The organism is Desulfobacula phenolica (genome assembly GCF_900105645.1).
GTDB classification, from domain to species: domain Bacteria; phylum Desulfobacterota; class Desulfobacteria; order Desulfobacterales; family Desulfobacteraceae; genus Desulfobacula; species Desulfobacula toluolica.
Map to the genome: position 1 here is coordinate 1 of NZ_FNLL01000005.1, position 21,024 is coordinate 21,024.

Annotated in this window: 20 protein-coding genes, 1 rRNA gene and 1 other RNA gene; all 22 read right to left on the reverse strand. The window is 39.4% G+C overall.

The window, feature by feature from the left end:
- Nucleotides 1-266, reverse strand: a 16S ribosomal RNA gene (locus BLT94_RS09020); the annotation flags it as partial.
- A 180-nt stretch (nt 267-446) separates the two neighbouring features.
- Nucleotides 447-1,733 (reverse strand): tyrosine--tRNA ligase, encoded by a 1,287-nt coding sequence (tyrS, locus tag BLT94_RS09025; RefSeq protein WP_092233028.1) that lies wholly within the window; start codon nt 1,731-1,733, stop codon nt 447-449.
- Nucleotides 1,734-1,782: 49 nt separating this feature from the next.
- Nucleotides 1,783-3,348 carry a ribonuclease Y gene (rny, locus tag BLT94_RS09030; RefSeq protein WP_092233032.1) on the reverse strand — a complete coding sequence of 522 codons (1,566 nt, stop codon included), beginning with the start codon at nt 3,346-3,348 and terminating at the stop codon, nt 1,783-1,785.
- A gap of 155 nt (nt 3,349-3,503) precedes the next feature.
- A non-coding RNA gene (gene ssrS / locus BLT94_RS09035) (6S RNA) lies at nt 3,504-3,693 on the reverse strand.
- Nucleotides 3,694-3,721: 28 nt separating this feature from the next.
- Complete coding sequence (locus BLT94_RS09040) at nt 3,722-4,015, reverse strand: cell division protein ZapA (protein WP_014957469.1); 294 nt, start codon at nt 4,013-4,015, stop codon at nt 3,722-3,724.
- A gap of 28 nt (nt 4,016-4,043) precedes the next feature.
- Nucleotides 4,044-4,316: a DUF904 domain-containing protein gene (locus BLT94_RS09045; RefSeq protein ID WP_092233033.1), complete on the reverse strand. Its 273-nt coding sequence runs from the start codon at nt 4,314-4,316 to the stop codon at nt 4,044-4,046.
- Nucleotides 4,317-4,377: 61 nt separating this feature from the next.
- Nucleotides 4,378-5,127: a sugar phosphate nucleotidyltransferase gene (locus tag BLT94_RS09050; protein WP_092233036.1), complete on the reverse strand. Its 750-nt coding sequence runs from the start codon at nt 5,125-5,127 to the stop codon at nt 4,378-4,380.
- Between the two features lie 152 nt (nt 5,128-5,279).
- Complete coding sequence (locus BLT94_RS09055; RefSeq protein WP_092233038.1) at nt 5,280-5,687, reverse strand: F0F1 ATP synthase subunit epsilon; 408 nt, start codon at nt 5,685-5,687, stop codon at nt 5,280-5,282.
- Nucleotides 5,688-5,704: 17 nt separating this feature from the next.
- Nucleotides 5,705-7,111, reverse strand: a complete 1,407-nt coding sequence (gene atpD, locus BLT94_RS09060; RefSeq protein ID WP_092233043.1) for a F0F1 ATP synthase subunit beta — start codon at nt 7,109-7,111, stop codon at nt 5,705-5,707.
- 47 nt (nt 7,112-7,158) lie between these two features.
- Nucleotides 7,159-8,052 carry an ATP synthase F1 subunit gamma gene (gene atpG / locus BLT94_RS09065; protein WP_092233045.1) on the reverse strand — a complete coding sequence of 298 codons (894 nt, stop codon included), beginning with the start codon at nt 8,050-8,052 and terminating at the stop codon, nt 7,159-7,161.
- 58 nt (nt 8,053-8,110) lie between these two features.
- Nucleotides 8,111-9,625 (reverse strand): F0F1 ATP synthase subunit alpha, encoded by a 1,515-nt coding sequence (gene atpA / locus BLT94_RS09070; protein WP_092233047.1) that lies wholly within the window; start codon nt 9,623-9,625, stop codon nt 8,111-8,113.
- Nucleotides 9,625-10,176, reverse strand: a complete 552-nt coding sequence (gene atpH, locus BLT94_RS09075; RefSeq protein ID WP_092233049.1) for an ATP synthase F1 subunit delta — start codon at nt 10,174-10,176, stop codon at nt 9,625-9,627. Before atpH ends, atpA begins: the two co-directional genes overlap by 1 nt.
- On the reverse strand, nt 10,176-10,766 hold the full coding sequence (locus BLT94_RS09080) for a F0F1 ATP synthase subunit B family protein (RefSeq protein WP_014957461.1): 591 nt from the start codon (nt 10,764-10,766) through the stop codon (nt 10,176-10,178). Before BLT94_RS09080 ends, atpH begins: the two co-directional genes overlap by 1 nt.
- Nucleotides 10,766-11,197: a F0F1 ATP synthase subunit B family protein gene (locus tag BLT94_RS09085; protein WP_092233052.1), complete on the reverse strand. Its 432-nt coding sequence runs from the start codon at nt 11,195-11,197 to the stop codon at nt 10,766-10,768. Before BLT94_RS09085 ends, BLT94_RS09080 begins: the two co-directional genes overlap by 1 nt.
- A gap of 390 nt (nt 11,198-11,587) precedes the next feature.
- The gene (gene rodA, locus BLT94_RS09090) at nt 11,588-12,694 is read right to left on the reverse strand and encodes a rod shape-determining protein RodA (RefSeq protein ID WP_092233055.1); all 1,107 of its coding nucleotides are present in this window, start codon (nt 12,692-12,694) and stop codon (nt 11,588-11,590) included.
- Nucleotides 12,695-12,697: 3 nt separating this feature from the next.
- The gene (gene mrdA / locus BLT94_RS09095; protein ID WP_092233058.1) at nt 12,698-14,542 is read right to left on the reverse strand and encodes a penicillin-binding protein 2; all 1,845 of its coding nucleotides are present in this window, start codon (nt 14,540-14,542) and stop codon (nt 12,698-12,700) included.
- 555 nt (nt 14,543-15,097) lie between these two features.
- Entirely contained in the window at nt 15,098-15,910 is an 813-nt protein-coding gene (gene mreC / locus BLT94_RS09105) for a rod shape-determining protein MreC (RefSeq protein ID WP_092233065.1), read from the reverse strand.
- A 4-nt stretch (nt 15,911-15,914) separates the two neighbouring features.
- Entirely contained in the window at nt 15,915-16,961 is a 1,047-nt protein-coding gene (locus BLT94_RS09110) for a rod shape-determining protein (RefSeq protein ID WP_092233068.1), read from the reverse strand.
- 119 nt (nt 16,962-17,080) lie between these two features.
- Entirely contained in the window at nt 17,081-18,163 is a 1,083-nt protein-coding gene (locus BLT94_RS09115) for a serine hydrolase domain-containing protein (protein ID WP_092233070.1), read from the reverse strand.
- A 5-nt stretch (nt 18,164-18,168) separates the two neighbouring features.
- Nucleotides 18,169-19,068, reverse strand: coding sequence for a S66 peptidase family protein (locus tag BLT94_RS09120; protein ID WP_245743064.1), 900 nt, complete (start codon nt 19,066-19,068; stop codon nt 18,169-18,171).
- A gap of 43 nt (nt 19,069-19,111) precedes the next feature.
- On the reverse strand, nt 19,112-20,524 hold the full coding sequence (locus BLT94_RS09125) for a transferase (RefSeq protein WP_014957452.1): 1,413 nt from the start codon (nt 20,522-20,524) through the stop codon (nt 19,112-19,114).
- 170 nt (nt 20,525-20,694) lie between these two features.
- The gene (locus tag BLT94_RS09130) at nt 20,695-21,021 is read right to left on the reverse strand and encodes a cupin domain-containing protein (RefSeq protein WP_092233076.1); all 327 of its coding nucleotides are present in this window, start codon (nt 21,019-21,021) and stop codon (nt 20,695-20,697) included.
- Between the last annotated feature and the right edge of the window lie 3 nt (nt 21,022-21,024).

Below are 21,024 nucleotides of genomic sequence, written 5' to 3' on the forward strand. Positions count from 1 at the left end.
ACAAACTAATGGTCCGCAAACTCATCTCCAAACAATTGCTTTCAAGAAGAGGCAATCTTTCATTAATTCACTTGTGTGAACCAACTTCATCCGGTATTAGCTGTCCTTTCGGGCAGTTATCCCGGGCTTGAAGGTAGATTATCTACGTGTTACTCACCCGTGCGCCACTCTACTCAGGATTGCAAGCAATCCCTTTCTCGTTCGACTTGCATGTGTTAAGCACGCCGCCAGCGTTCATTCTGAGCCAGGATCAAACTCTCCAGTTATAATCCTTGATACTTCTAAACTCTTTAAGGTCTTGTTTTAAGACCCGCTTTAAAATTTCTCACTGACCAATTTTCAAAGATCAAACTTTACTTCTTACTTCCGTGTAGTCACAGTTTCCGTGACCCAAAAACCAGCACAATATACATGCGGTACTGGCTTTTGTCAATCGCTTTTTTTAATTAATTTAAAATTATTTTATGATATTTTTTTTTGCCGGCTCTCAACAGGATTTCACCTTCCTGAATATCATCTTTCTCGATCATTTGATCAAATGATGCCACCCTGCTTCCATTAATATAGGCACCTCCCTGCTTAACCAGTCGCCTGACATCAGATTTGGATTTACACAGTTCTGCGCCCATAAACAGATCAACAACAGAAAGCTTTGCTATAATATCATCACTATTATAAGACGAAGATGGAACAGAATCCCCATTAGCTCCACTATGAGTACCTCTTGGAATACTACTGCCCGACAAAAGATCTTCAGGTACATCTATACCACCAAACATGGATACGGATGCCTGGAAAGCCTTGAAAGCTTCATCTTCCCCGTGACAGATTTTAGTCGCCTCATAGGCTAAAATTGCTTTGGCCTTATTCAAATCAACCCCTTCAAGATCTTTGACCTGATTAATTTCTTCCATTGGAAGAAATGTAAACAAAGCCAGAAACCGTTCAACATCTGCATCATCTGCATTCACCCAGAACTGGTAATACTCGTAAGGAGAAAATCTTTGAGCATCAAGCCAAACAGCGCCTTTATGAGTTTTTCCCATTTTTATACCGCTTGCAGTTGTTATCAGGGGAAAGGTGATACCATATGCTTGTTTTCCCAATGTTCTTCGAACCAGATCAATACCTGCTACAATATTGCCCCATTGATCAGAGCCACCCATTTGCAAAAAGCAGTCATAAGAGTCGGCCAGCTTCATAAAATCATAGGCCTGAAGCAACATATAATTAAATTCGATAAAGGTAAGTCCGTCTTCAGAATCCATCCTGGCTTTATAGCTTTCAGCCTTTATCATACGGTTAACGCTGAAATGCCGGCCGATATCTCTAAGAAAAGGAATATATTCAAGTTTCGTAAGCCATTGCGCATTATCCAAAAGAAGAGCTTTATCTTCTGAAAAATCAAGAAACCTGGACAATTGTTGTTGAATCCCTTTTTTATTCTCATCAATCTGTTCCAGGGTGATAATTTTACGAAGTTCGGTTTTTCCGGACGGATCTCCGATCAAACCTGTTCCCCCACCCACCAGCGCGATGGGTCTATGCCCATGCCTCTGCATGTGGGCTAATGCCATTATACAGACAAGACTTCCAACATGAAGGCTGGATGCAGTCGGATCAAATCCGATATAACAGGTTGCCCGGTTATTTGTTAAATAATCTTCCAACTCCTCCGTATGTGTTAGATCTTCTATAAAACCACGTTCTTTCAATACCGACAGGACACTCATTTGCTTTCCAATCTTTATTTTTTAATATACTTTAATTTTTTAATATACTTCATTTTTTAGTGTATTCCACTGCTCTTGTTTCTCTAATAACAACGACTTTAACCTGACCCGGGAATGTTAGATTCTCTTCAATTTGAGCAGCAATATCTCTGGAAAGAAGCACAGCACTTTCATCAGTAATCTTTTCACTCTCAGCAATAACTCTTATTTCACGACCGGCCTGGATCGCATAGGTGTTAACCACACCATCAAAAGAATTGGCTATATTTTCCAAATCTTCAAGCCGTTTAATATAATTTTCCAGACTCTCTTTTCTAGCCCCCGGCCTGGCACCGGACAATGCATCTGCCGCCTGTACAATATAATCATAAACAGATTCCGGCATTTTGTCTTCATGATGGGCAGCAATGGCGTTTACCACACCTTCAATCTCACCATATTTTTTGGCAAGCTTTGCGCCAATAATTGCATGGGCTCCGTCTACCTCATGATCCACTGCTTTTCCGATATCATGCAACAGCCCCATACGTTTAGCCAGTTTAATATCCAGCCCTAGCTCGGCAGCAATTGCGCCTGATAAAAAAGCCACTTCAACAGAATGCTGCAGAACATTCTGGGCATAACTGGTTCTGAATTTGAGCTTGCCAAGCACCTTTATCAGTTCGGGATCAATTCCATGAACACCCAAATCAAAGGCAGCCTGTTCCCCTGCTTCTTTGATTGCCATATCCACTTCTTCCGTAGCCCGTTCAACAACATCTTCAATCCTTGCAGGATGAATTCGTCCATCAGATATCAATTTTTCAAGAGAAAGCCTGGCAACCTCTCTTCGAACCGGATTAAATCCTGATAATATGACTGCTTCCGGCGTATCATCAATAATCAAATCAATCCCTGTAGCAGCTTCAAGCGCCCTGATATTCCTTCCTTCCCTGCCAATAATTCGCCCTTTCATTTCATCTCCTGGAAGATGAACAACTGAAACCGTTCGTTCAGCCACATAATCGCCGGCATATCGTTGAATGGAAGTTGCAATAATCTTTTTAGCTTCTTTATCAGCATTTTCCCTTGCCTCACTGGTAATCTTTTTTATCAGCTTGGCTCCTTCGTGCCTTGCCTCTTCCTGCATGGCCTTAAGCAAAAACTCCTTTGCTTCTTCCAGAGTTAGCCCGGATACTTTTTCAAGCTCCTTTTTGATTTCTTCCAACATTATATCATACTGGTTCTCTTTTTTAGTCGCAGAATCAAGTTTTTTCTGAGTCTCAACTTCTTTTCTTTGGACATTCTGTTCTCTTTTTGATAACTGGTCTTCATGATTATCAAGTTTCTCACTCTTTTTTGATAATCTTCTTTCTTCCTTTTTCAATTCAGAACGGGTTTCCTCAGTCTCGGAATCAAAATCACTCTTCATTTCCAAAAGCCTTGACTTTGCTTCCAGCTTAGCTTCTTTCAACAATGTTGCAGCCTTGGCTTTTGCCTCTCCAATTAACCTCGTCTGTTCTTCTTCAATTTTTAAATTTTCCTGAATCATCTTTTTCTTAAGAACGAAAAAGATCACGACTCCCAACCCCAGTAAAACGACAGTAATTGATGAGAGCACAACCGTATATTCCATTAAAAAATTCTCCTAAATTATATTAATATCAACACATTATGTTGTGATAGTCTATTTTCATACCTTGATCTTAAATCAAGGGCTTGTCTTTAAAAAAATATGAAATGGGGTAAAAATATCAGGGAGGATAAAATTAAAAAATATTTATTATTGCAGTTACCCCCACAAACTGCCGTGTTGATAGTTAAGGCTTTGAACCATTGGTTCAAAAATGCGGGTGTCCAATAATACCTTTAGGCTTTTCCTTACCAGGAGGAACTTAGCACACCAGTAATAGCGTGGACTCCCTTTTTGCTATGCGTTAGGACAAAGGCTGTCATACAATCACGCACATTGCAGGGGTAAAACTTATGAACAATAAATAATTCTTGTGTTATTCAATTTCTCTATCAATTTTTTCTATCAGGGATGAAACCCTATTCTCTATCTCTTTTTCAAGTCCTGAGAGTTGTACCTTAAGCTCATAAAAATCCTTTGATAAATTGATAGCCGCCAACAACAGTATAACAATTTTATTTTTACTTGAAGGCTTATTTTGAAATAATTCTTCAGCTTCTTTTATGTATTTCTTTAAATATTGTACAACTTGTTCAGGATTTTCAACCTGCTTATCCGGTTTAAACCTGAATTCTTCTCCAAAAAGATCAATTACAACAATTTCATCCAATGAAATCCCTTTTCCGAAATACCTTCGGTTATAGGTTTGATGAAGCCTCTTCCGGATCGCTATTTGCAAAATCATCCAACTTTGTCAAAAGCCCATCAATTTTAGAGTGAATCAAAGCCTGTTGGTCTAAATATTCATCTTCAGTCTCTTTTTTTTTATCAAGTTCTGTTTCAAAATTTTTAATTTTTAACAATAATTCCTGATTTTCCAACTGAAGTGTATGGCAAAGTTCTATCATAAAATCAATTTGTCCATCAATTTCATCAAACTTTTTTTTTATAAGATCGTTACCCAATTTCATAGTCTCCCAAAGCTTATTGTGGTTCAGTATAATTCAAAATATTTCATAAAGTCAAGGCAATTCATTTGCCCAGCCTTTGAATAAGACACTCGACTTTGCAAAGGTCTTCAAGCGTATTTACTCCCATAACTTCTCTTGGATCATCCATTGTTAAAACCTGGATGGATTCATTTTGTTTTTTTGCAATCCCAATAACATCAGTCAAATAATATTCTACCTGAATATTATCAGGTTTAATCTTATTAATAGCAGATATAAGAAGCTCTTTATCAAAACAATAAATTCCAGTGTTGACTTTTTTAATTTTCTTTTCAATTTCAGTAGCATCTGCATATTCTTTAATATAAAGAAGATGATTGTATTCATCAAGGACAATGCGTCCATAACTGCCGGGCTCTTCAATATCGGTTGCAAGAACGGTTATTTTTACCTGTTTTTTTTTATGTTCATTCACCAGATTTCGTAATGTATTCTCCTGGACCAATGGCACATCTCCACATAATACAAGAATGTCTTTAATACCGGATTTCAACCATGGAATAACTGCTTTAACCGCATCACCTGTACCCAAAAGTTGCTCTTGAAAAGCAAAATTCACCTTAAAATATCTGTTAACTTCATCCTTAACTAATTGAGCCTGATGGCCAATAACCACATAAATATTTTCCGCAGCAATTTTTTTTGCACATTCAATCACATGGACGATCATACTTTTGGCACCAACTTTATGAAGCACCTTGGCAATATCTGAGTTCATTCTGGTTCCCTTGCCTGCCGCAAGAACAACAATCCCAACATCCTTATAATCCATATTCATACCCATAATAATTTATGCAGTTCTCAAAAAACATATCAATACATAATTTAAAAAGGGGGTACTCCAAAGACTCTGAAGCATCCCCCTATTTTATAGTGCAGGCAGTTTTCATGTATAATTGATATACTTAAGCCAAACTCACCCTATTATTTTACATCTTTAATCTTAAGCCTGTGGACTGCACGTCTCATGGCAGCTTCAGCTCTCACAAGATCAGTATCGGCAGCCTTTGCGGCGAGACGTTTTTCAGCCCGCTCTTTAGCCTTACTCGCTCTTTCAACATCAATGTTCATTCGGCGCTCAGCAGATTCAGCCAGAATGGTCACCTTGTCCGGCAAAACTTCTGCAAATCCGCCATTAATGAAAAGATATCTTTCTTTTCCACTGGCGTCTTTATAACGAAGAGTTCCAACATTCAAAGATGTGAGGAATGTGGTATGCCCTTTGAGCGCTCCAAACTCACCTTCCGAACCCGGAGCGATAACAATTTCAGCCTCTTCACTGACAATTGCTTTTTGCGGCGTAACGACTTCAAGAAATAATTTCTCAGCCATAATATCCCTCCGGATGCTTATTCAGCTTTTGACTTTTCAATGGCCTCTTCTATCGAACCAACCATATAAAAAGCATTTTCTGAAAGATCATCATGTTTTCCTTCAATAATTTCTTTAAATGACCTTACAGTATCTTCAACTTTAACAAATTTACCCGGCATACCGGTAAATGTTTCTGCAACATGGAACGGTTGTGACAAAAATTTCTGAAGTTTTCTTGCACGTTGAACCGTTATTTTATCTTCATCAGAAAGCTCATCCATACCCAAAATTGCAATAATATCCTGAAGTTCTTTGTATTTTTGCAGGGTCTGCTGAACAACACGGGCAACATTATAGTGTTCTTCACCAATATAAGCTGCATCCAAAATTCTGGATGAAGAATCAAGCGGATCAACAGCCGGATAAATACCAAGCTCTGCAATCTGGCGGGAAAGGACAACCGTACCGTCAAGATGAGCAAATGTTGTTGCAGGTGCAGGGTCTGTCAAGTCATCGGCAGGTACATAAACACACTGAACCGCTGTAATGGAACCTTTATCTGTTGAAGTAATACGTTCCTGAAGCTCACCCATGTCAACCGCAAGGGTCGGTTGATAACCAACCGCAGAAGGCATACGACCAAGTGTTGCTGAAACCTCGGCACCGGCCTGGGTAAAACGGAAGATATTATCAACAAACAAAAGCACATCCTGACCTTCTTCATCACGGAAATATTCAGCACAGGTCAAAGCGGAAAGGGCAACCCTCATTCTTGCTCCGGGAGGTTCCGTCATCTGGCCATAAACCAATGCACATTTTGGGAGAACGCCGGAATCTTTCATTTCATGGTAAAGGTCATTACCTTCACGAGTTCTTTCTCCAACACCGCCAAATACGGAAATACCTCCATGCTGCATAGCAATATTGTTAACCATTTCCATCATGATAACTGTTTTACCAACACCAGCACCACCAAACATACCCATTTTACCACCACGCGGAAAGGGTACAAGAAGATCAATCACCTTAACACCGGTTTCAAGAACCCTTACTGTTGTATCCTGTTCTGTAAAAGCAGGAGCGTGTCTGTGAATGGGAAGCATTTTTTCCTGGGATATGGGCCCCAGACCATCAACCGGTCGTCCAACAACATTAAGAACCCTTCCAAGGGATGCTTCACCAACCGGCATCATGATCGGAGAACCTGTATCTTTTACAGCCATTCCTCTCTGAAGACCATCAGTTACATCCATGCCAATACATCGAACAACATTGTCACCCAGGTGCTGTGCAACTTCGATTACAAGGTTGTCTTCCATGTCACCAATAGCCGGGTTAGTTACGGTCAAAGCCGTCAGAACCGGAGGAAGTTTTCCAGGTTCAAATTCAACGTCAATAACAGCGCCGAGTACCTGAGCTATTTTCCCTATATTTTCAGCCATTTTTTTCTCCTATAAAGCTGTTTTCTTAAATTAAGTATATCTTAAATTTATCCCTTAAGGGCTTCTGCACCACCAACAATATCCATAAGATCCGCCGTAATACCGGCCTGCCTTGTTTTGTTGAATATTGTCTGAAGTTCTTCAACCATGTCATCACATGCTTTGGTAGCATTTTCCATAGAACTCATTCGAGCAGCATGTTCACTGGTGGACGTCTGGAGCAGTGCATCATATATCTGAATGAAAATATTCTTTGGCAGCATCTCTCCAAGCAATGCATCAGAAGAAGGTTCGCAGAGATGTTCGGGTAAGAATTTTGCATCTTTGTCCACTTCTTTTTCTTCTGCCACATCTTCAAGAGAAGGAATGGGAAGAATCTGTTTTATTGTTGGGTTTTGTCTTGCCATATTCACGAACTCAGAATAAATCAGATATACTTCATCAACAGTTCCGGAAAGAAAATTGTCTATCATTTTCTGTCCGGAAGAGGATGCCACAGAGAACTCAACATTGCCTCCCACAACGCCAATGAATTCATCTTCAATGGGTTGGGGTTGTTTTTTTGCCCAGTCCCTTCCTCTTTTACCAAAACAGATAAGGGAGACATCTTTTCCATCAAGCTCTGATTGAATAAATTTATCAGCTTTTGCAATTAAATTTGTATTAAAACCGCCACAAAGTCCCCTGTCAGATGTACAGAGAATGAGGGCCACTTTTTTAACCTCATCACGGGGAACAAGCAATGGACTTGCATCCTCACCGGATTTACCGGCAATGCTTCCCAAAACTTCGGCAAACTTGCCGGCATAGGGCTTAAATGCCTCCATGTTGTTCTGAGCACCGCGTAATCGTGAAGTGGCAACCATTTTCATGGCAGAGGTAATCTGTCTAGTCTTTTTTACGCCGACTATCTTTGATTGTACTTCTTTTAAAGTTGCCATATAATCTACCTTTCAAGCCTATTATTAGTGAATAATGTCACGATAAATTCCAAAGTTACTATATCGTATCCTTGAATTCTTCGTCATAGGCTTCCAGGGCTTGTTTCAGTTTACCTTCAATTTCTGCTGTAATTTCTTGTTTTTCCTTTAAACCGGAAAAAATTTCAGAGAAACGATTTTCAATAAACGGATAAAGGCCCTCTTCATATTTTGCAACAGCCTCTCTTGGGTATTTATCAATATAACCTTTGGTTCCGGCATAAAGGGCCGTGACCATTTTTTCCATTGGAAGCGGTTTGAACTGGGGTTGTTTCAATAGTTCGACAAGGCGTTCACCACGGGTCAACTGCTTTTGTGTGGCAGCATCAAGGTCTGAACCAAACGCTGCAAATGCTTCAAGCTCACGGAACTGGGCAAGATCAAGACGAAGGGTACCGGCAACCTGTTTCATTGCCTTAACCTGGGCTGCGCCACCAACACGGGAGACTGACAAACCAACGTCAATAGCAGGACGAATACCTGCAAAGAAAAGGTCTTTATCCAGAAAAATCTGACCGTCTGTAATGGAAATAACATTTGTCGGAATAAATGCGGAAACGTCACCTTCCTGGGTTTCAATAATCGGAAGCGCCGTCAAAGAACCCGCACCTTCTGCATCACTGAGTTTTGCAGATCTTTCAAGCAGACGGGAATGGTTGTAGAAAATATCTCCAGGAAAAGCCTCACGTCCCGGTGGACGTCTGAGAAGCAGGGATACCTGACGATAAGCTGCTGCCTGTTTTGAAAGGTCATCATAAATAATCAGGGAATGCTCACCTTTATCCCTGAAATATTCAGCCATTGCACATCCGGCATAGGGTGCCAGGTACTGCATGGCTGCAGATTCAGAAGCAGATGCAACAACAACAGTTGTATATTCCATTGCACCATGTTCTTCAAGTGCGGCAACAACCTGGGCAACGGTTGATTTTTTCTGACCACAGGCAACATAAATACATTTTATGTCACTTTCTTTTTGAGCAATAATAGCATCAACAGCAACAGCAGTTTTGCCAATCTGGCGGTCACCAATGATCAGCTCGCGTTGACCTCTGCCAACAGGAGTCATGCCGTCAACCGCTTTTGCACCGGTATAGCAGGGTTCATGCACGGACTTTCTGGCAATAACACCCGGGGCAACCAATTCCATGTTCATATATACTTTAGAATTTATAGGCCCCTTACCATCAACCGGCTCTCCTGTTGTTGTCACAACACGCCCCAGAAGTTCTTCGCCAACGGGAACCGAAGCAATACGGTCGGTACGCTTTACAACATCACCTTCTTTAATTAATTTATCATCACCAAGGATTGCAACACCAACGTTATCGGCTTCAAGGTTTAATGCAAGTCCTAAGATTCCACCGGGGAATTCAACCAGTTCCATGGCTTTTACTTTTTCAAGACCGTATACGCGGGCAATACCGTCACCCGCCGAAAGAACAACACCTGTTTCACTCAGGTCGACCTGTGCATCAAAACCTTTGATCTGGTCTTTTATTATTTGGCTTATTTCTTCTGCTTTAATTTCCATTAGACACTCTCACCTTTTTTTAATGTTTCTCTCATATTAATCAGCTGAGTTTTTACGCTGCCGTCCATAACAAGATCACCGATTTTTGTAATCACACCACCAATGAGACTTGGATCTTGTTCAACATTCAAAACAATATTTTTACCGGTCTTATTTGACAACGCTTTTTTAATTTTGCCAATTGCGCCTGCCGACAACTCAGTTGCTGAAATGATACTGGCTTTAACAACACCGTTAAGCTCATCTGCCAGATCTTTATAATAGGAAGCAATTTCTCTTAAAAAAACAATTCTACCTTTATCAAACAAAAGAATCAGGAAAGATTTCATAATGGCAGATAAATTTGTTGCAGCTAAAACAGTCTGCAGAACTTTTTTTCTATCATTTTTGTTGTACAAAGGATTTGTCAACGCTGTTTCAAAACCTTCCTGCGTATCAAAGAGCTTGACAATGGAATCAAGCTCTGCATTATAATGGTCTGCCTGGCCGTCTTCCTGGCCGATAAGAATCAATGCCTTGGCATAACGCCTGGAAACTGCTAAATTTTTCATTATGCCACCACCTTTTTCAAATAGTCATCAACAAGCTTGTTCTGATCTTTTGGTTTAATAGAGGCTTTAATAATTTCTTCAGCTTTATCCAGTGCTTTTTCAACAATTTCTTGTTGAAGTTTGATTTTTGCAGACTTGAATTCCTGATCAATATTGCGTTTGGCCATATCTTCCAGTTTTTCAGCCTGTGCTTCTGCTTGTGCAATAATTCTTGCTTTAGCTTCTTCACCCTGTTTTGTGTAATCCTCAACAATCTGTTTAGATTCCTGGTCAAGATTTTTAAACTTGGCTTGATATTCGGCAAGTTTTTTTTCAGCATCAGCTTTTTTTTGTTCAAGTGCTTCAATCTCATCTGCAATGCTTTTTGCGCGGGATGCGAAAAACTCGGCAACCGGTTTCTTTGCAAGAAGAAATCCAACAACAGCAAGAATACCAAAATTCAATACTTTCCAGGTATCAATTTGAAGCCAGGCATTATGCACACCACCATGCCCCCCATCCGAAGATGCAAAAGCAACACCACACAAAACAAGCGAGACAACAAAGCCGGAAACGAGCAGCAATCCCTTGTTCATTCTACATTTTTTCATCAGCAAGCCCTCCCTAAAATCTTTTCGCCGATGGCTTTGGCATATGCCTCAACTTCACCTTCAAGCGCCTTTCTGGCCTGCTCAGTCTCATCTGCCACCTGCTGTTTAATCTCAGCAAGATTGGCCTGAGCCTTCTTGTTAATCCTGTCAATTATTTCCGTTTCTTCTTGAGATGCTTCTTCCACAAAGGCTTCTTTTGTTTTCAAGCCTTCAGATCTGGCTTCTTTTAATCCATTTTTGTAAGCATCTTCTCCGGCAATAAGGTCGCCTGCGGCTTTTTCAGCCCCATTTTGCATCCCTTCAATTTTTGCCTTTCTTTCAAGAAGAACATTACGAATTGGTTTATAAAGAACCAGATTAAGCACAAAAAGCAGAACCAGGAAATTGATCATCTGATACATTAAAGATATATCAGGAATCACAGTTATCATAAAATCCCCTCCGCCAGTTAATAATTATAAAAAGATCAACTACTTATATCTTACTGACTGTTTTAACTCAAAAACAGTCCATATTCCAATCAAATCGAGACTTGAGTACCATCCGGGCCATCATTTGTCAATATTGAATGATAAAATATTTAAGGTATTGGCCCCTACTTTTCAATCAGTCTTTGTCTCGGAGAAAACCGGAAAAATCATAAATTTTCCACAAAGTTTAATAAAACAAAAGAATTGATCAAAACAAACAGGCTTAATTTAGCAAAATTATTTGTGTTTTGTATTAACCCGACAGAGCAAGGAGCATAGGAAAGAATTTTTGACCTGCCGACATTAAACCTATTTTATTTTTTGTTGCGGCAGTTAAATCTGCCATGGCCTTTATTTGGAAGAAAATTTACGCATACTGATATTCAAAAGAATTCCAAATCCCACCATATTGGTAATAACAGAAGAACCGCCATAGGACACAAGGGGCAAAGGCACACCAACAACAGGCATGAGGCCCATGACCATGCCTATATTGATAAAAATCTGCCAAAAAATCATAATTGTAATACCAAATGCTAGAATAGAGCCAAACATATTCCGGCAGCCATATGCAATATTAACCCCCCAAAACAAGATAAAAATGTATAATATCAGCAAAATGCTGCATCCCAAAAGACCCCACTCTTCGGCAAGAACCGAAACAATAAAATCAGTATGCTGTTCAGGCAAAAAAGAAAGTGCATTCTGTGTTCCTTTTAAAAATCCCTTACCTGCCAGCATTCCCGACCCAATAGCTATTTTTGATTGAATAATATGATATCCGCTCCCAAGCGGATCCCGGTCAGGATTTAAAAAAGTTAAAATCCTGAATTTTTGATAATCTTTTAAAACAAACCATACTAAGGGTGCAGCAGCAATACAAAACCCTGACAGAGTAAAAAAAACCCTTCGTTCCAACTTGACAAAAAAGGTAATTGAGCCGGCAATTAAAAGCAAAAGCAATCCAGTTCCAAGATCAGGCTGGTTTACGATTAGAATAAATGGAATTGTACATAAAACAAACGGCTTAATCAATTTCCTAAAATTGAGTCCTGTCTGGGATATTGAAGTCGAATAGACCGAAGCAAGGCTTATGATCAAAGCAATTTTCATCAATTCAGACGGCTGAATTCTTAGTGGACCAAGTACAAGCCATCGCCGTGATCCACCCCCAATTTGCCCGAAAAGAATAACGCTGATCAAAAGTCCAATGCAGAACATATAAATAAATAAATTTAATTTGTCCAGTTCCTTAAAATCAATCATCACTGCTATCATGATAATAAATAACCCTGCACCCATCCACATAATTTGTTTTTTAAACAAGACAGGAATTGTTCCTGTATCATGTCCCGCAGTCAAAGCACTGAATAAAATAACAAGCCCCACAGACCCGATTAAAAAAATCAATACAACCAATCCCCAATCAAAATTTTTTATCAGTCTCCGGTCAAACATGGTTTACTCCATTACGGTTTCTTTTTGTGATAAGGTTTGAATATATTGCTCAATTAAAGCTCCTGCAACAGGTGCTGCTGAACTTGATCCGTGTTCTCCATGTTCAATGATCACAGAAACCGCAATAACCGGCTTTTCAGCAGGAGCATAAGCAATAAACCATGCATGATCCCGCAAATTATACCGTAACTTTTCAGGGTCTATCTTTTCACCTTTTTTAATACTGAAAACCTGTGCAGTCCCTGTCTTACCAGCTATTTCAACACCTTTGATCCTAATTCTTCTTGCGGTCCCCCGGTCACCCTGAACAACGTTTAAAAGACCCTTTCTAACAATATCCAATGTTTCTGAGCTTGCCGGCAAACTTCCGGTAATTTCAGGATCGATTTTCTTAATAATACTTCCAAGACTGTCTTCAATGGTTTTGACGATTCTAGGCCGGTACAAGGTTCCCCCGTTTCCCACAGCTGCCATAAAGACAGCCATCTGAAGGGGAGTAACCAGGTTAAAACCCTGCCCAATAGCAATTGAAAGGGTCTCCCCGCCTTGCCAGGCTTCATTGTATCGTTTCTTTTTCCAGGCAGAAGTCGGGATAAGCCCTTTTCTTTCATTATCAAGCATAATACCTGTTTTTTTCCCAAGTCCGCAGCCCTTTGCATATTGTGCCAGCGTATCCACACCTGCTTTGTCTCCCGCCTGATAAAAAAAAACATCACACGATTGTGTCAGGGCATTAATCACATTCATCTCGCCATGCCCATGCTTATTCCAGCAACGATAAAGTCTATTTCCATATTTTAAAAACCCCGGGCAATATACATTTGAATGAGTGTCAATATATTTTTCTTCGAGGGCTGCAAATGAGGTAATTATTTTATATGTGGATGCCGGGGGATATTCTGCCTGAATTGCTTTGTTGGTCATTGGTTTACCCGGATTGGAAATCAATGTTTCCCAATTTTTTGTACTGATGCCGCCGATAAAATCATTTTGATCGAAACTTGGATTGCTTGCCATCACAAGGATATCCCCATTGTTAGGATCAATGGCGACAACAGCACCATCCCTGTTGTCAAACAATTTCTCTGCTGTCTTCTGCAAATCAAGATCCAATGTAAGATTCAAATCAAGTCCTGCAATTGGTTCAACTGTTTTCAAGATCTTAATCGTTCTCCCATTGGCATCAACTTCTATCTGCCGCCCTCCCCTTTTTCCATGCAGATATTTTTCAAAACTTTTTTCAATACCATACCTGCCTATTGAGTCTCCTGTCTTGATATCAGGATATTTACCACTTCTCAATTCCGTGCTGTTTACCTGGCCTAGATACCCTAAAAGATGAGCAGCAGTTTTTTTATGGATATAATGTCGTGTCGGTTCTATATCGATATGGATACCCGGAAGATCAAATTTATGCGATTCAACAATGGCAAGCTGTTCCCTTGAAATATCATTTTTTAAAGTCACAGCCTTGTAAAATGAACCTTTTCCTGCATGATCAATGGTATCCATGAGTTCCTGGAGAGGCATACGGATCAATTCTGCAAGTTTTTTGACTGTTTTTTCAACATTTCCTGCATCTTCAAGAACAATTTTGAGATTAAACGAAGGTCTGTTATCAACCAAAAGTCTGTTATTTCTGTCAAATATCAGACCCCTGGAGGATTTAATACTTTTAAGACGTACGGCATTTTTTTCAGACAAAAGCCTGTATTCTTCACCCTTGATAATTTGAAGGTATACCAACCGAAGGAACAAAATAGCAAAGACAAGCAGAATGCAGACACTTGCGCCGACAAGTCTTTGCTTTATCAATTCTCTATCCGAATTTTGATTGAATTCGGTCAATTATAGCCCCTGTATTTTTTAGACATCTGTTTTCTCATTGATTTAGTTATAAAAATCCAGTTCTGCCATAAAACCTTTACCATCCATATACCTGGCGGTATAAAAACCAATCCCCAAACGACCTGTCTTATCAAAAGAGTGAAATCAAATTCAAACACAGCATTAAAGCCTTGATTGATAAAAACGGAAAACAAAAGCAAACCATGCTGGATAACAACGGATAAAATGCTGATGATAAGGATAAAAAGAATGCTTCGTTTGAAAAAAAAATGTTTAACCAAGTGTACTATGATATAAATCCATAAATATGAAAAAATATGATAGCAAAATGGCACACCGGATATGCTGTCCATTATACATCCAATAATTATAATAGCAGCAACCATTGAATAGTGAGATGAAATAAGACTTAAAAAAAGGACATTTATGATCAGCAGGTCAAAGCACTGGGCAAACCAGACAAACGATGGGAGGATAATTGTTTGCATAACGATTAAAAACAAAGTGAGAATGATGAAAAACAATGTATTCATTATTGAACACGCTCAATAAAATTCATCTGATATTTTTCAGCACAAGGACTTCTTCTATTTTGTCAAAATCAACACTGGTCTCTATGATTATATCCTGGAAAAGTTGAGAATGGACCTTTGTCACTTTTAAAACACTGCCGATTTTAAGTCCTTTGGGAAATACCTGATCCAAACCGGATGAAATAATCATTTCACCCTCTTTGACCTCATCCTTTCTCAATGCATATACAAAAGAACATTTGACCGTATTGTTTCCTTTTACAATCCCTCGTACCCTGGAATTTTGAACAAGGGCATCAACAGCAGAATTTCTGTCCGTGATCAAAAGAACTCTGGAATAATTGTGTGCAACTTTAATTGTTTGTCCGACAATTCCTTCGGAAACAAGCACGGGACTTCCCTTTACAAGACCATCTTTCTCCCCTTTATCAATCATAATGGTTTTAAACCATGGAGAGGGATCTCTTGCAATAACTTGAGCTGCCACATAGGTATCTGGAACCAAGCCGGTAAAATCAACAAATTTCTTAAGCCGGATATTTTCAAGTTTCAACTCTTTGCACTGATTTTTAATTTCTATTGTTTTTTCAAGCTGCTTTTTTAGTTCAACATTCTCTTGAACTGCAAGGACGGTCATAAAATATGTGTTCCAGATATTGCGTGTAAAATGAATAGTTTTAGTAACACCCTGCTGAATCGGAGATGTGATGGAAATAAATAATCGTTCAAGGCCGTGAGCCGGCAAAGATTCAGTACTGCCCATAGTTATTACCGTAAAATTCATGGCAATAAACAAAGCAACTCCAAGAAAAACAAACTGTTTGTGCGAAAACATGAAATCAGTTAATTACGACTTCTTTCAAAATTTCAATGGAGTCTAAGACTTTCCCGCAACCAAGCGCAACCGTAGACAAAGGATCATCGGCAACGACAATGGGAAGCCCGCTTTTTTCGTTGAGAAGCTTGTCAAGATTTTTCAACAATGCACCTCCACCTGTTAACACAATTCCGGAATCTACGATATCTGCAGCAAGCTCGGGAGGTGTCTGTTCAAGGGCAATTCGAACTGTTTCAACAATAGCTTCGATCTGTTCGGAAATAGCAACCCTGACTTCTTCGGAATCAATGGCAAGAATTTTAGGGATACCTGACACAAGATCCCTGCCCTTAACCTCTATGGTTTCAATATTATCAGGGTCAGGATATGCGTTTCCAATGGTTGTTTTGATTATCTCTGCTGTCCGCTCCCCAATCAAAAGATTATATTTGCGTTTTATATGTTTGCTGATGGACGCGTCCATCTTGTCTCCAGCAACCCTTAAAGATCGTGTGTAAACGACACCGGCAAGAGAAATAACAGCGACTTCCGTTGTTCCGCCGCCGATATCAACAACCATATTACAAGTCGGCTCTGTAATGGGCAGGCCCGCACCAATAGCTGCAGCCATTGGTTCTTCAATCAAAAAAACTTCCCTTGCTCCGGCGGATTCTGCCGATTCCCTGACAGCTCTTTTCTCAACCTGGGTGATACCGGACGGAACTGCTATGACAATTCTGGGACGAACAAGAGTTTTGCGGTTGTTGTGAACTTTTCGGATAAAATGCTTTAACATTGCCTCTGTAATCTCAAAATCAGCAATCACACCATCTCTCATTGGCCTGATTGCGACAATATTACCCGGTGTACGGCCCAGCATTCTTTTTGCTTCAGCACCCACGGCAAGGACTTTGCTTCTTGACCTTCTATCGGTTCTGACGGCAACAACAGAGGGTTCACTCAATACAATTCCTTTTCCTTTTACATATACAAGTGTATTTGCGGTTCCAAGATCAATTGCCAAGTCATTAGAAAATGCGCCAAGCAAAGAGTCAGTTATAAAATTCATTTTACCTCTTTCAAGAAAAGTAATTATAAATTGTATTTGATACAAAATTTTATTGAAGTTTATCTGCTAACAGACTTAGCAATTTTTTACAAGCCTAAAAATTCTTAATGCACAATATTTCATATTAATTGGGCATGTATTAAATCATGCAGTTGCGGACGAAATTTTTTAATCCCTTCATTGGATCTTAACGGATGTACCCGATTGCTTAGAAAAATAATTATTTTTGATATTTCAGGATCAATCCAGAAAGAGGTGCCTGTAAATCCAAGATGACCTATGGATGATTTTGAAAAATATCGACCTGAAGAAGAATTTTCTTTTGAAGGGGTATCAAACCCTGCAACCATGTCATGCTTATTTTTCTTTAATACAAAACTTTTTATAATATCAGGTGCCAAAACAATTGTTTTTTTATTCTGCACTGCATTCAATATTTCACAGCAAAGTTTATATATTGAACCGGCGCTACCAAAAAGCCCGGCATGCCCTTCTATCCCCCCTGCGGCCCAGGCATTGTCATCATCCACTTCTCCTGCAAGAACTCTTTTTCTCCAAGGGCATTGCTGGGTGGCAACAATTTTTTGCCGGTACTTTTTTAATTTTTCATTGTGTTGATTCAGTTTTATAAAAAACAGGTCATCAATTCCAAGGGGACGATATATCTGCTCTGATACAAAATGATCCAGCCTTTGACAGGTTATCGTTTCAATGATCCATGCAATGAGCATAAAGCCCAGATCGCTGTAAACCTGACATGTATTAACTCTATTTTCAAGAGGTTCATGGACAAGAAAATCTCTAAGGCATTGCCTGGGCAATTTGGCTGTTGTTATGATTTTTTTAAAATATTCACGGTGAGCTGGAAAGCCTGAAGTGTGTCTAAGCAGCATATCAATAGTAATATCTGCTTTATCACTTGTTTTAAATTCTTCCAGAATGGATCCGATCTTCTGATCCAAAAAAACCTGTCTTTTTTCAACAAGCTTTAGTACGGCAAGTGCTGTAGCCAAAGGTTTTGTCAAGGAGGCAAGATCAAAGATACTGTCTTTTCTCATTTTTCTTTTATTAAAAAGATCTGCCATTCCATAAGCTTCAAAAAAGACTATTTTCTGATTTACGGCACACAATAAGACTGCACCCGGAAAAATACCCTTTAAAATCGCCTGTTCCATCAGCTTGGAAATTTTATCTTTTCCCATAGGAATTAAATCCAGTGGATTCTTGAATTTACCGTATCCATTTCAACATCAGTTCCCATGCATAAAGATAAATTAATCTTGCCATGGCCGGCATCCAAGCCTGACAAAACGGGAACAGAATACTCATCAAATATTTCCGACAGGATTTCTTCCAGGTATTCACGATTGTTACAGTTCTCAAAAGACCCGGTAATGACGCCCCGGATACCAACAAACAATCCTGCCATTTTCATCTGCGTCAGCATACGGTCAATCTTATATGCCGGTTCTCCAATGTCTTCCATGAACAGAACACAATTCTTAAAGTCCGGTTGAAACCGTGTCCCCAGCAGATGGGAAATGGTGGTGATATTGCCCCCTTTTAATACGCCTGTACACTTACCGGGTTTGATGATTTGCCCGGCTGAAACTTTAATGGCGTCAACCGAATCCTGGATGGTACCATAAAAAGAATCAATGGTTTTTTGAGGGGCATCAGCAAATGAAACCACATTGGGGCCGTGAATAACTTTGTTTCCTGTTTGATCAATGATAGAAAGCAATATTGCCGTACAATCAGAGAACCCAATAAACGGTTTGGTATGATGCCTGATCAGATTCCAATTCAGATGATCCAGGACTCGCATAGCACCAAACCCACCCCGGGCGCAAATAATTGCATCAATGTCAGGATCTGAAAAAAGCCTGTTTATCAGACCTGCTCGCAGCTTATCATCCCCTGCAAGATACCTCTTCTTTTGAAAGATTTCTTCAGGAACTCTAACCTCAAGCCCCAACTGTTCTAAAACCCGGATTCCCCTGTTTAATGTTTCAGGGTCAAAGCGAGAGGATGGCGCGCAGACACCTAATACCCCCCCTGATTGTAAAGGTGTTGTGCCCATCCTATAATTACTGATCTCCATCATTCATGCTTAAGATCCCCCGCCCCAACCCTCATATTTTACAAATCTATGGTTTAATCCTTATGGAAGGATACAAGCCATTAAGTTCTCCCGTAGTATATGGCTGAATGGTGTTAAAAGATATGTTCTGGTCATCCTGGGCATGGCCTCGTTTTTCACCATTATTAAAAAGAGCTCCATTTGCCAATAAAATTTGACTGATTCTCCTTTTGAAGCCATCAATAAAAACAGAACCCTTGCCGGAAAAAACCATTCTTCCTATTCGCAAACTATCCCTTACATCAGCAAGTTTATCCAATGAAATGGTGTTGTTTCTCAAATCGTCTTCAGAACGGATAAACCCCCATATCAGATGTTCTCCAGGTATTTTAATGGGCACATCAGGATCTATGATTGTATGCGGCATAACAATACATCCTTCACCAATGTCAATGGTTGCATCAGGTTTTCCATTTAAAAATGAATTAAATCCGACAAAGGTTTCAAATCCAATGTTTGAATGTATTATTTTCCCGCCATGTGCCGTCACATTCAAGCCGACAAGGGTTGAATGAATAATATAAGAATTTTCCTGGGCATTGGACCCGTCTCCCATTACAGCATTATCCAAAAAAGCACTTTGAGCGACAAGAACGTTTTCACCAATATGTGTTTTACTTAAAACAACCGCATATCTGCTGACAGCTGAAGTTGCCGGCGCATCTATGGGTTCAAGATTCACTACATCAAATAACTTCTCGTAATCCTGCTCCCGTTCCTTAACAAAATCGTATATGATGCCGCGGGGCTGATATAAAGAATTCACCCCTACAAAATCATCCAGAATTTCTTTTTCAAATTTATATTTAAATTCAAAATTGTGATTTCTTATCCACACTGTTCCGGGATCAATTTTCCTGTGAAAAAGCTCCCCTGTCTGAACATAGGAAAATTCACCGACAATGCAGGAATGCAGGTTCATCAAATCCACGGTTGCAAAAGGCCCCAGAAAACATCCTTCAAGGGTTGACCCATGAATATTTGCGTAATGGGCTGAAATAGTATTTCGAATGCCAAATTCTTCAGGACTCTCAGGGTTATGCGAGTTGCTGTGTACAAGCGTTTTATAAAGAAGACTGTCCTTTATAGTGATTGTTTCATCTTCAACAAGGGGAATATTCTTTGAACAACGTATCGTATCACCTTTTCTTTTTAATTCATCCCCCCTTATGTCACTTTTGTATATGGTAGATCTTCCCACATAACATTTCCCAAAAAAATAACTGCCGGCAAGATTTGACTTTTTGAAATGAAAATAAATGGGGTGTCGAGAGGTAATACCATAAAACGCATAAAATTTTAACATTTTATCATATTCAAGGGAATTTTTTACAAAACTTTCCGTATCAAAACCAAACTCTTCTAAATTAATATTAACACGACTGATAATTCTATCATTAAGTTGCTTTAACTGATCCATAAATAAATCCTTATTTGCATAAAAAAGCCTTTTTAAAATTATTTCAATAATCAAATGAACAAAATTAATATCATAGAAATACAGAAGTGACAAGAACATGCTTTTTAGATTAACTATCTGAAAGGCTTATAGTATTTTGCAATGCCAATGGCATCTATCGGGCCTTATACTTATTTAGGCAGATAATCTTCCCGTAAAGGAGAAAATACCTCGATTGCAACTGAATCCTCTATAATTTCGGCTCTGTGTTCTACACCGCCTTTTATGGACCAGGTGTCTCCGGCTTCTGCAAGAAAGGACTCATTATCAACAAACAACCTCATTTTCCCCGACACCATAAATCCTGTCTGTTCCTGGGGATGGGAATGTTGAAGCAAAACACTTCCTTTTTTCAAATGAAACCGCGTTAACAAACTATTTTCACCATATGCAAAGGTTTTCATTTCTATGCCGTCAACAGGTGTCAAAAATCCTTCAGAATCATACTTTACAAACATATA

Excerpts from the sequence above, each read along its gene's own strand:
- BLT94_RS09130 (WP_092233076.1), bottom strand. The coding sequence starts at position 21,021 with ATGTTTGTAAAGTATGATTCTGAAGGATTTTTGACACCTGTTGACGGC.
- BLT94_RS09085 (WP_092233052.1), bottom strand. The coding sequence starts at position 11,197 with ATGATAACTGTGATTCCTGATATATCTTTAATGTATCAGATGATCAAT.
- BLT94_RS09055 (WP_092233038.1), bottom strand. The coding sequence starts at position 5,687 with ATGGCTGAGAAATTATTTCTTGAAGTCGTTACGCCGCAAAAAGCAATT.
- atpA (WP_092233047.1), bottom strand. The coding sequence starts at position 9,625 with ATGGAAATTAAAGCAGAAGAAATAAGCCAAATAATAAAAGACCAGATC.
- BLT94_RS09045 (WP_092233033.1), bottom strand. The coding sequence starts at position 4,316 with ATGAAATTGGGTAACGATCTTATAAAAAAAAAGTTTGATGAAATTGAT.
- BLT94_RS09125 (WP_014957452.1), bottom strand. The coding sequence starts at position 20,524 with ATGGATCAGTTAAAGCAACTTAATGATAGAATTATCAGTCGTGTTAAT.
- tyrS (WP_092233028.1), bottom strand. The coding sequence starts at position 1,733 with ATGAGTGTCCTGTCGGTATTGAAAGAACGTGGTTTTATAGAAGATCTA.
- atpH (WP_092233049.1), bottom strand. The coding sequence starts at position 10,176 with ATGAAAAATTTAGCAGTTTCCAGGCGTTATGCCAAGGCATTGATTCTT.
- mreC (WP_092233065.1), bottom strand. The coding sequence starts at position 15,910 with ATGTTTTCGCACAAACAGTTTGTTTTTCTTGGAGTTGCTTTGTTTATT.
- BLT94_RS09110 (WP_092233068.1), bottom strand. The coding sequence starts at position 16,961 with ATGAATTTTATAACTGACTCTTTGCTTGGCGCATTTTCTAATGACTTG.
- BLT94_RS09115 (WP_092233070.1), bottom strand. The coding sequence starts at position 18,163 with ATGGGAAAAGATAAAATTTCCAAGCTGATGGAACAGGCGATTTTAAAG.
- BLT94_RS09050 (WP_092233036.1), bottom strand. The coding sequence starts at position 5,127 with ATGGATTATAAGGATGTTGGGATTGTTGTTCTTGCGGCAGGCAAGGGA.
- atpG (WP_092233045.1), bottom strand. The coding sequence starts at position 8,052 with ATGGCAACTTTAAAAGAAGTACAATCAAAGATAGTCGGCGTAAAAAAG.
- BLT94_RS09120 (WP_245743064.1), bottom strand. The coding sequence starts at position 19,068 with ATGATGGAGATCAGTAATTATAGGATGGGCACAACACCTTTACAATCA.
- rodA (WP_092233055.1), bottom strand. The coding sequence starts at position 12,694 with ATGTTTGACCGGAGACTGATAAAAAATTTTGATTGGGGATTGGTTGTA.
- rny (WP_092233032.1), bottom strand. The coding sequence starts at position 3,348 with ATGGAATATACGGTTGTGCTCTCATCAATTACTGTCGTTTTACTGGGG.
- atpD (WP_092233043.1), bottom strand. The coding sequence starts at position 7,111 with ATGGCTGAAAATATAGGGAAAATAGCTCAGGTACTCGGCGCTGTTATT.
- BLT94_RS09080 (WP_014957461.1), bottom strand. The coding sequence starts at position 10,766 with ATGAAAAAATGTAGAATGAACAAGGGATTGCTGCTCGTTTCCGGCTTT.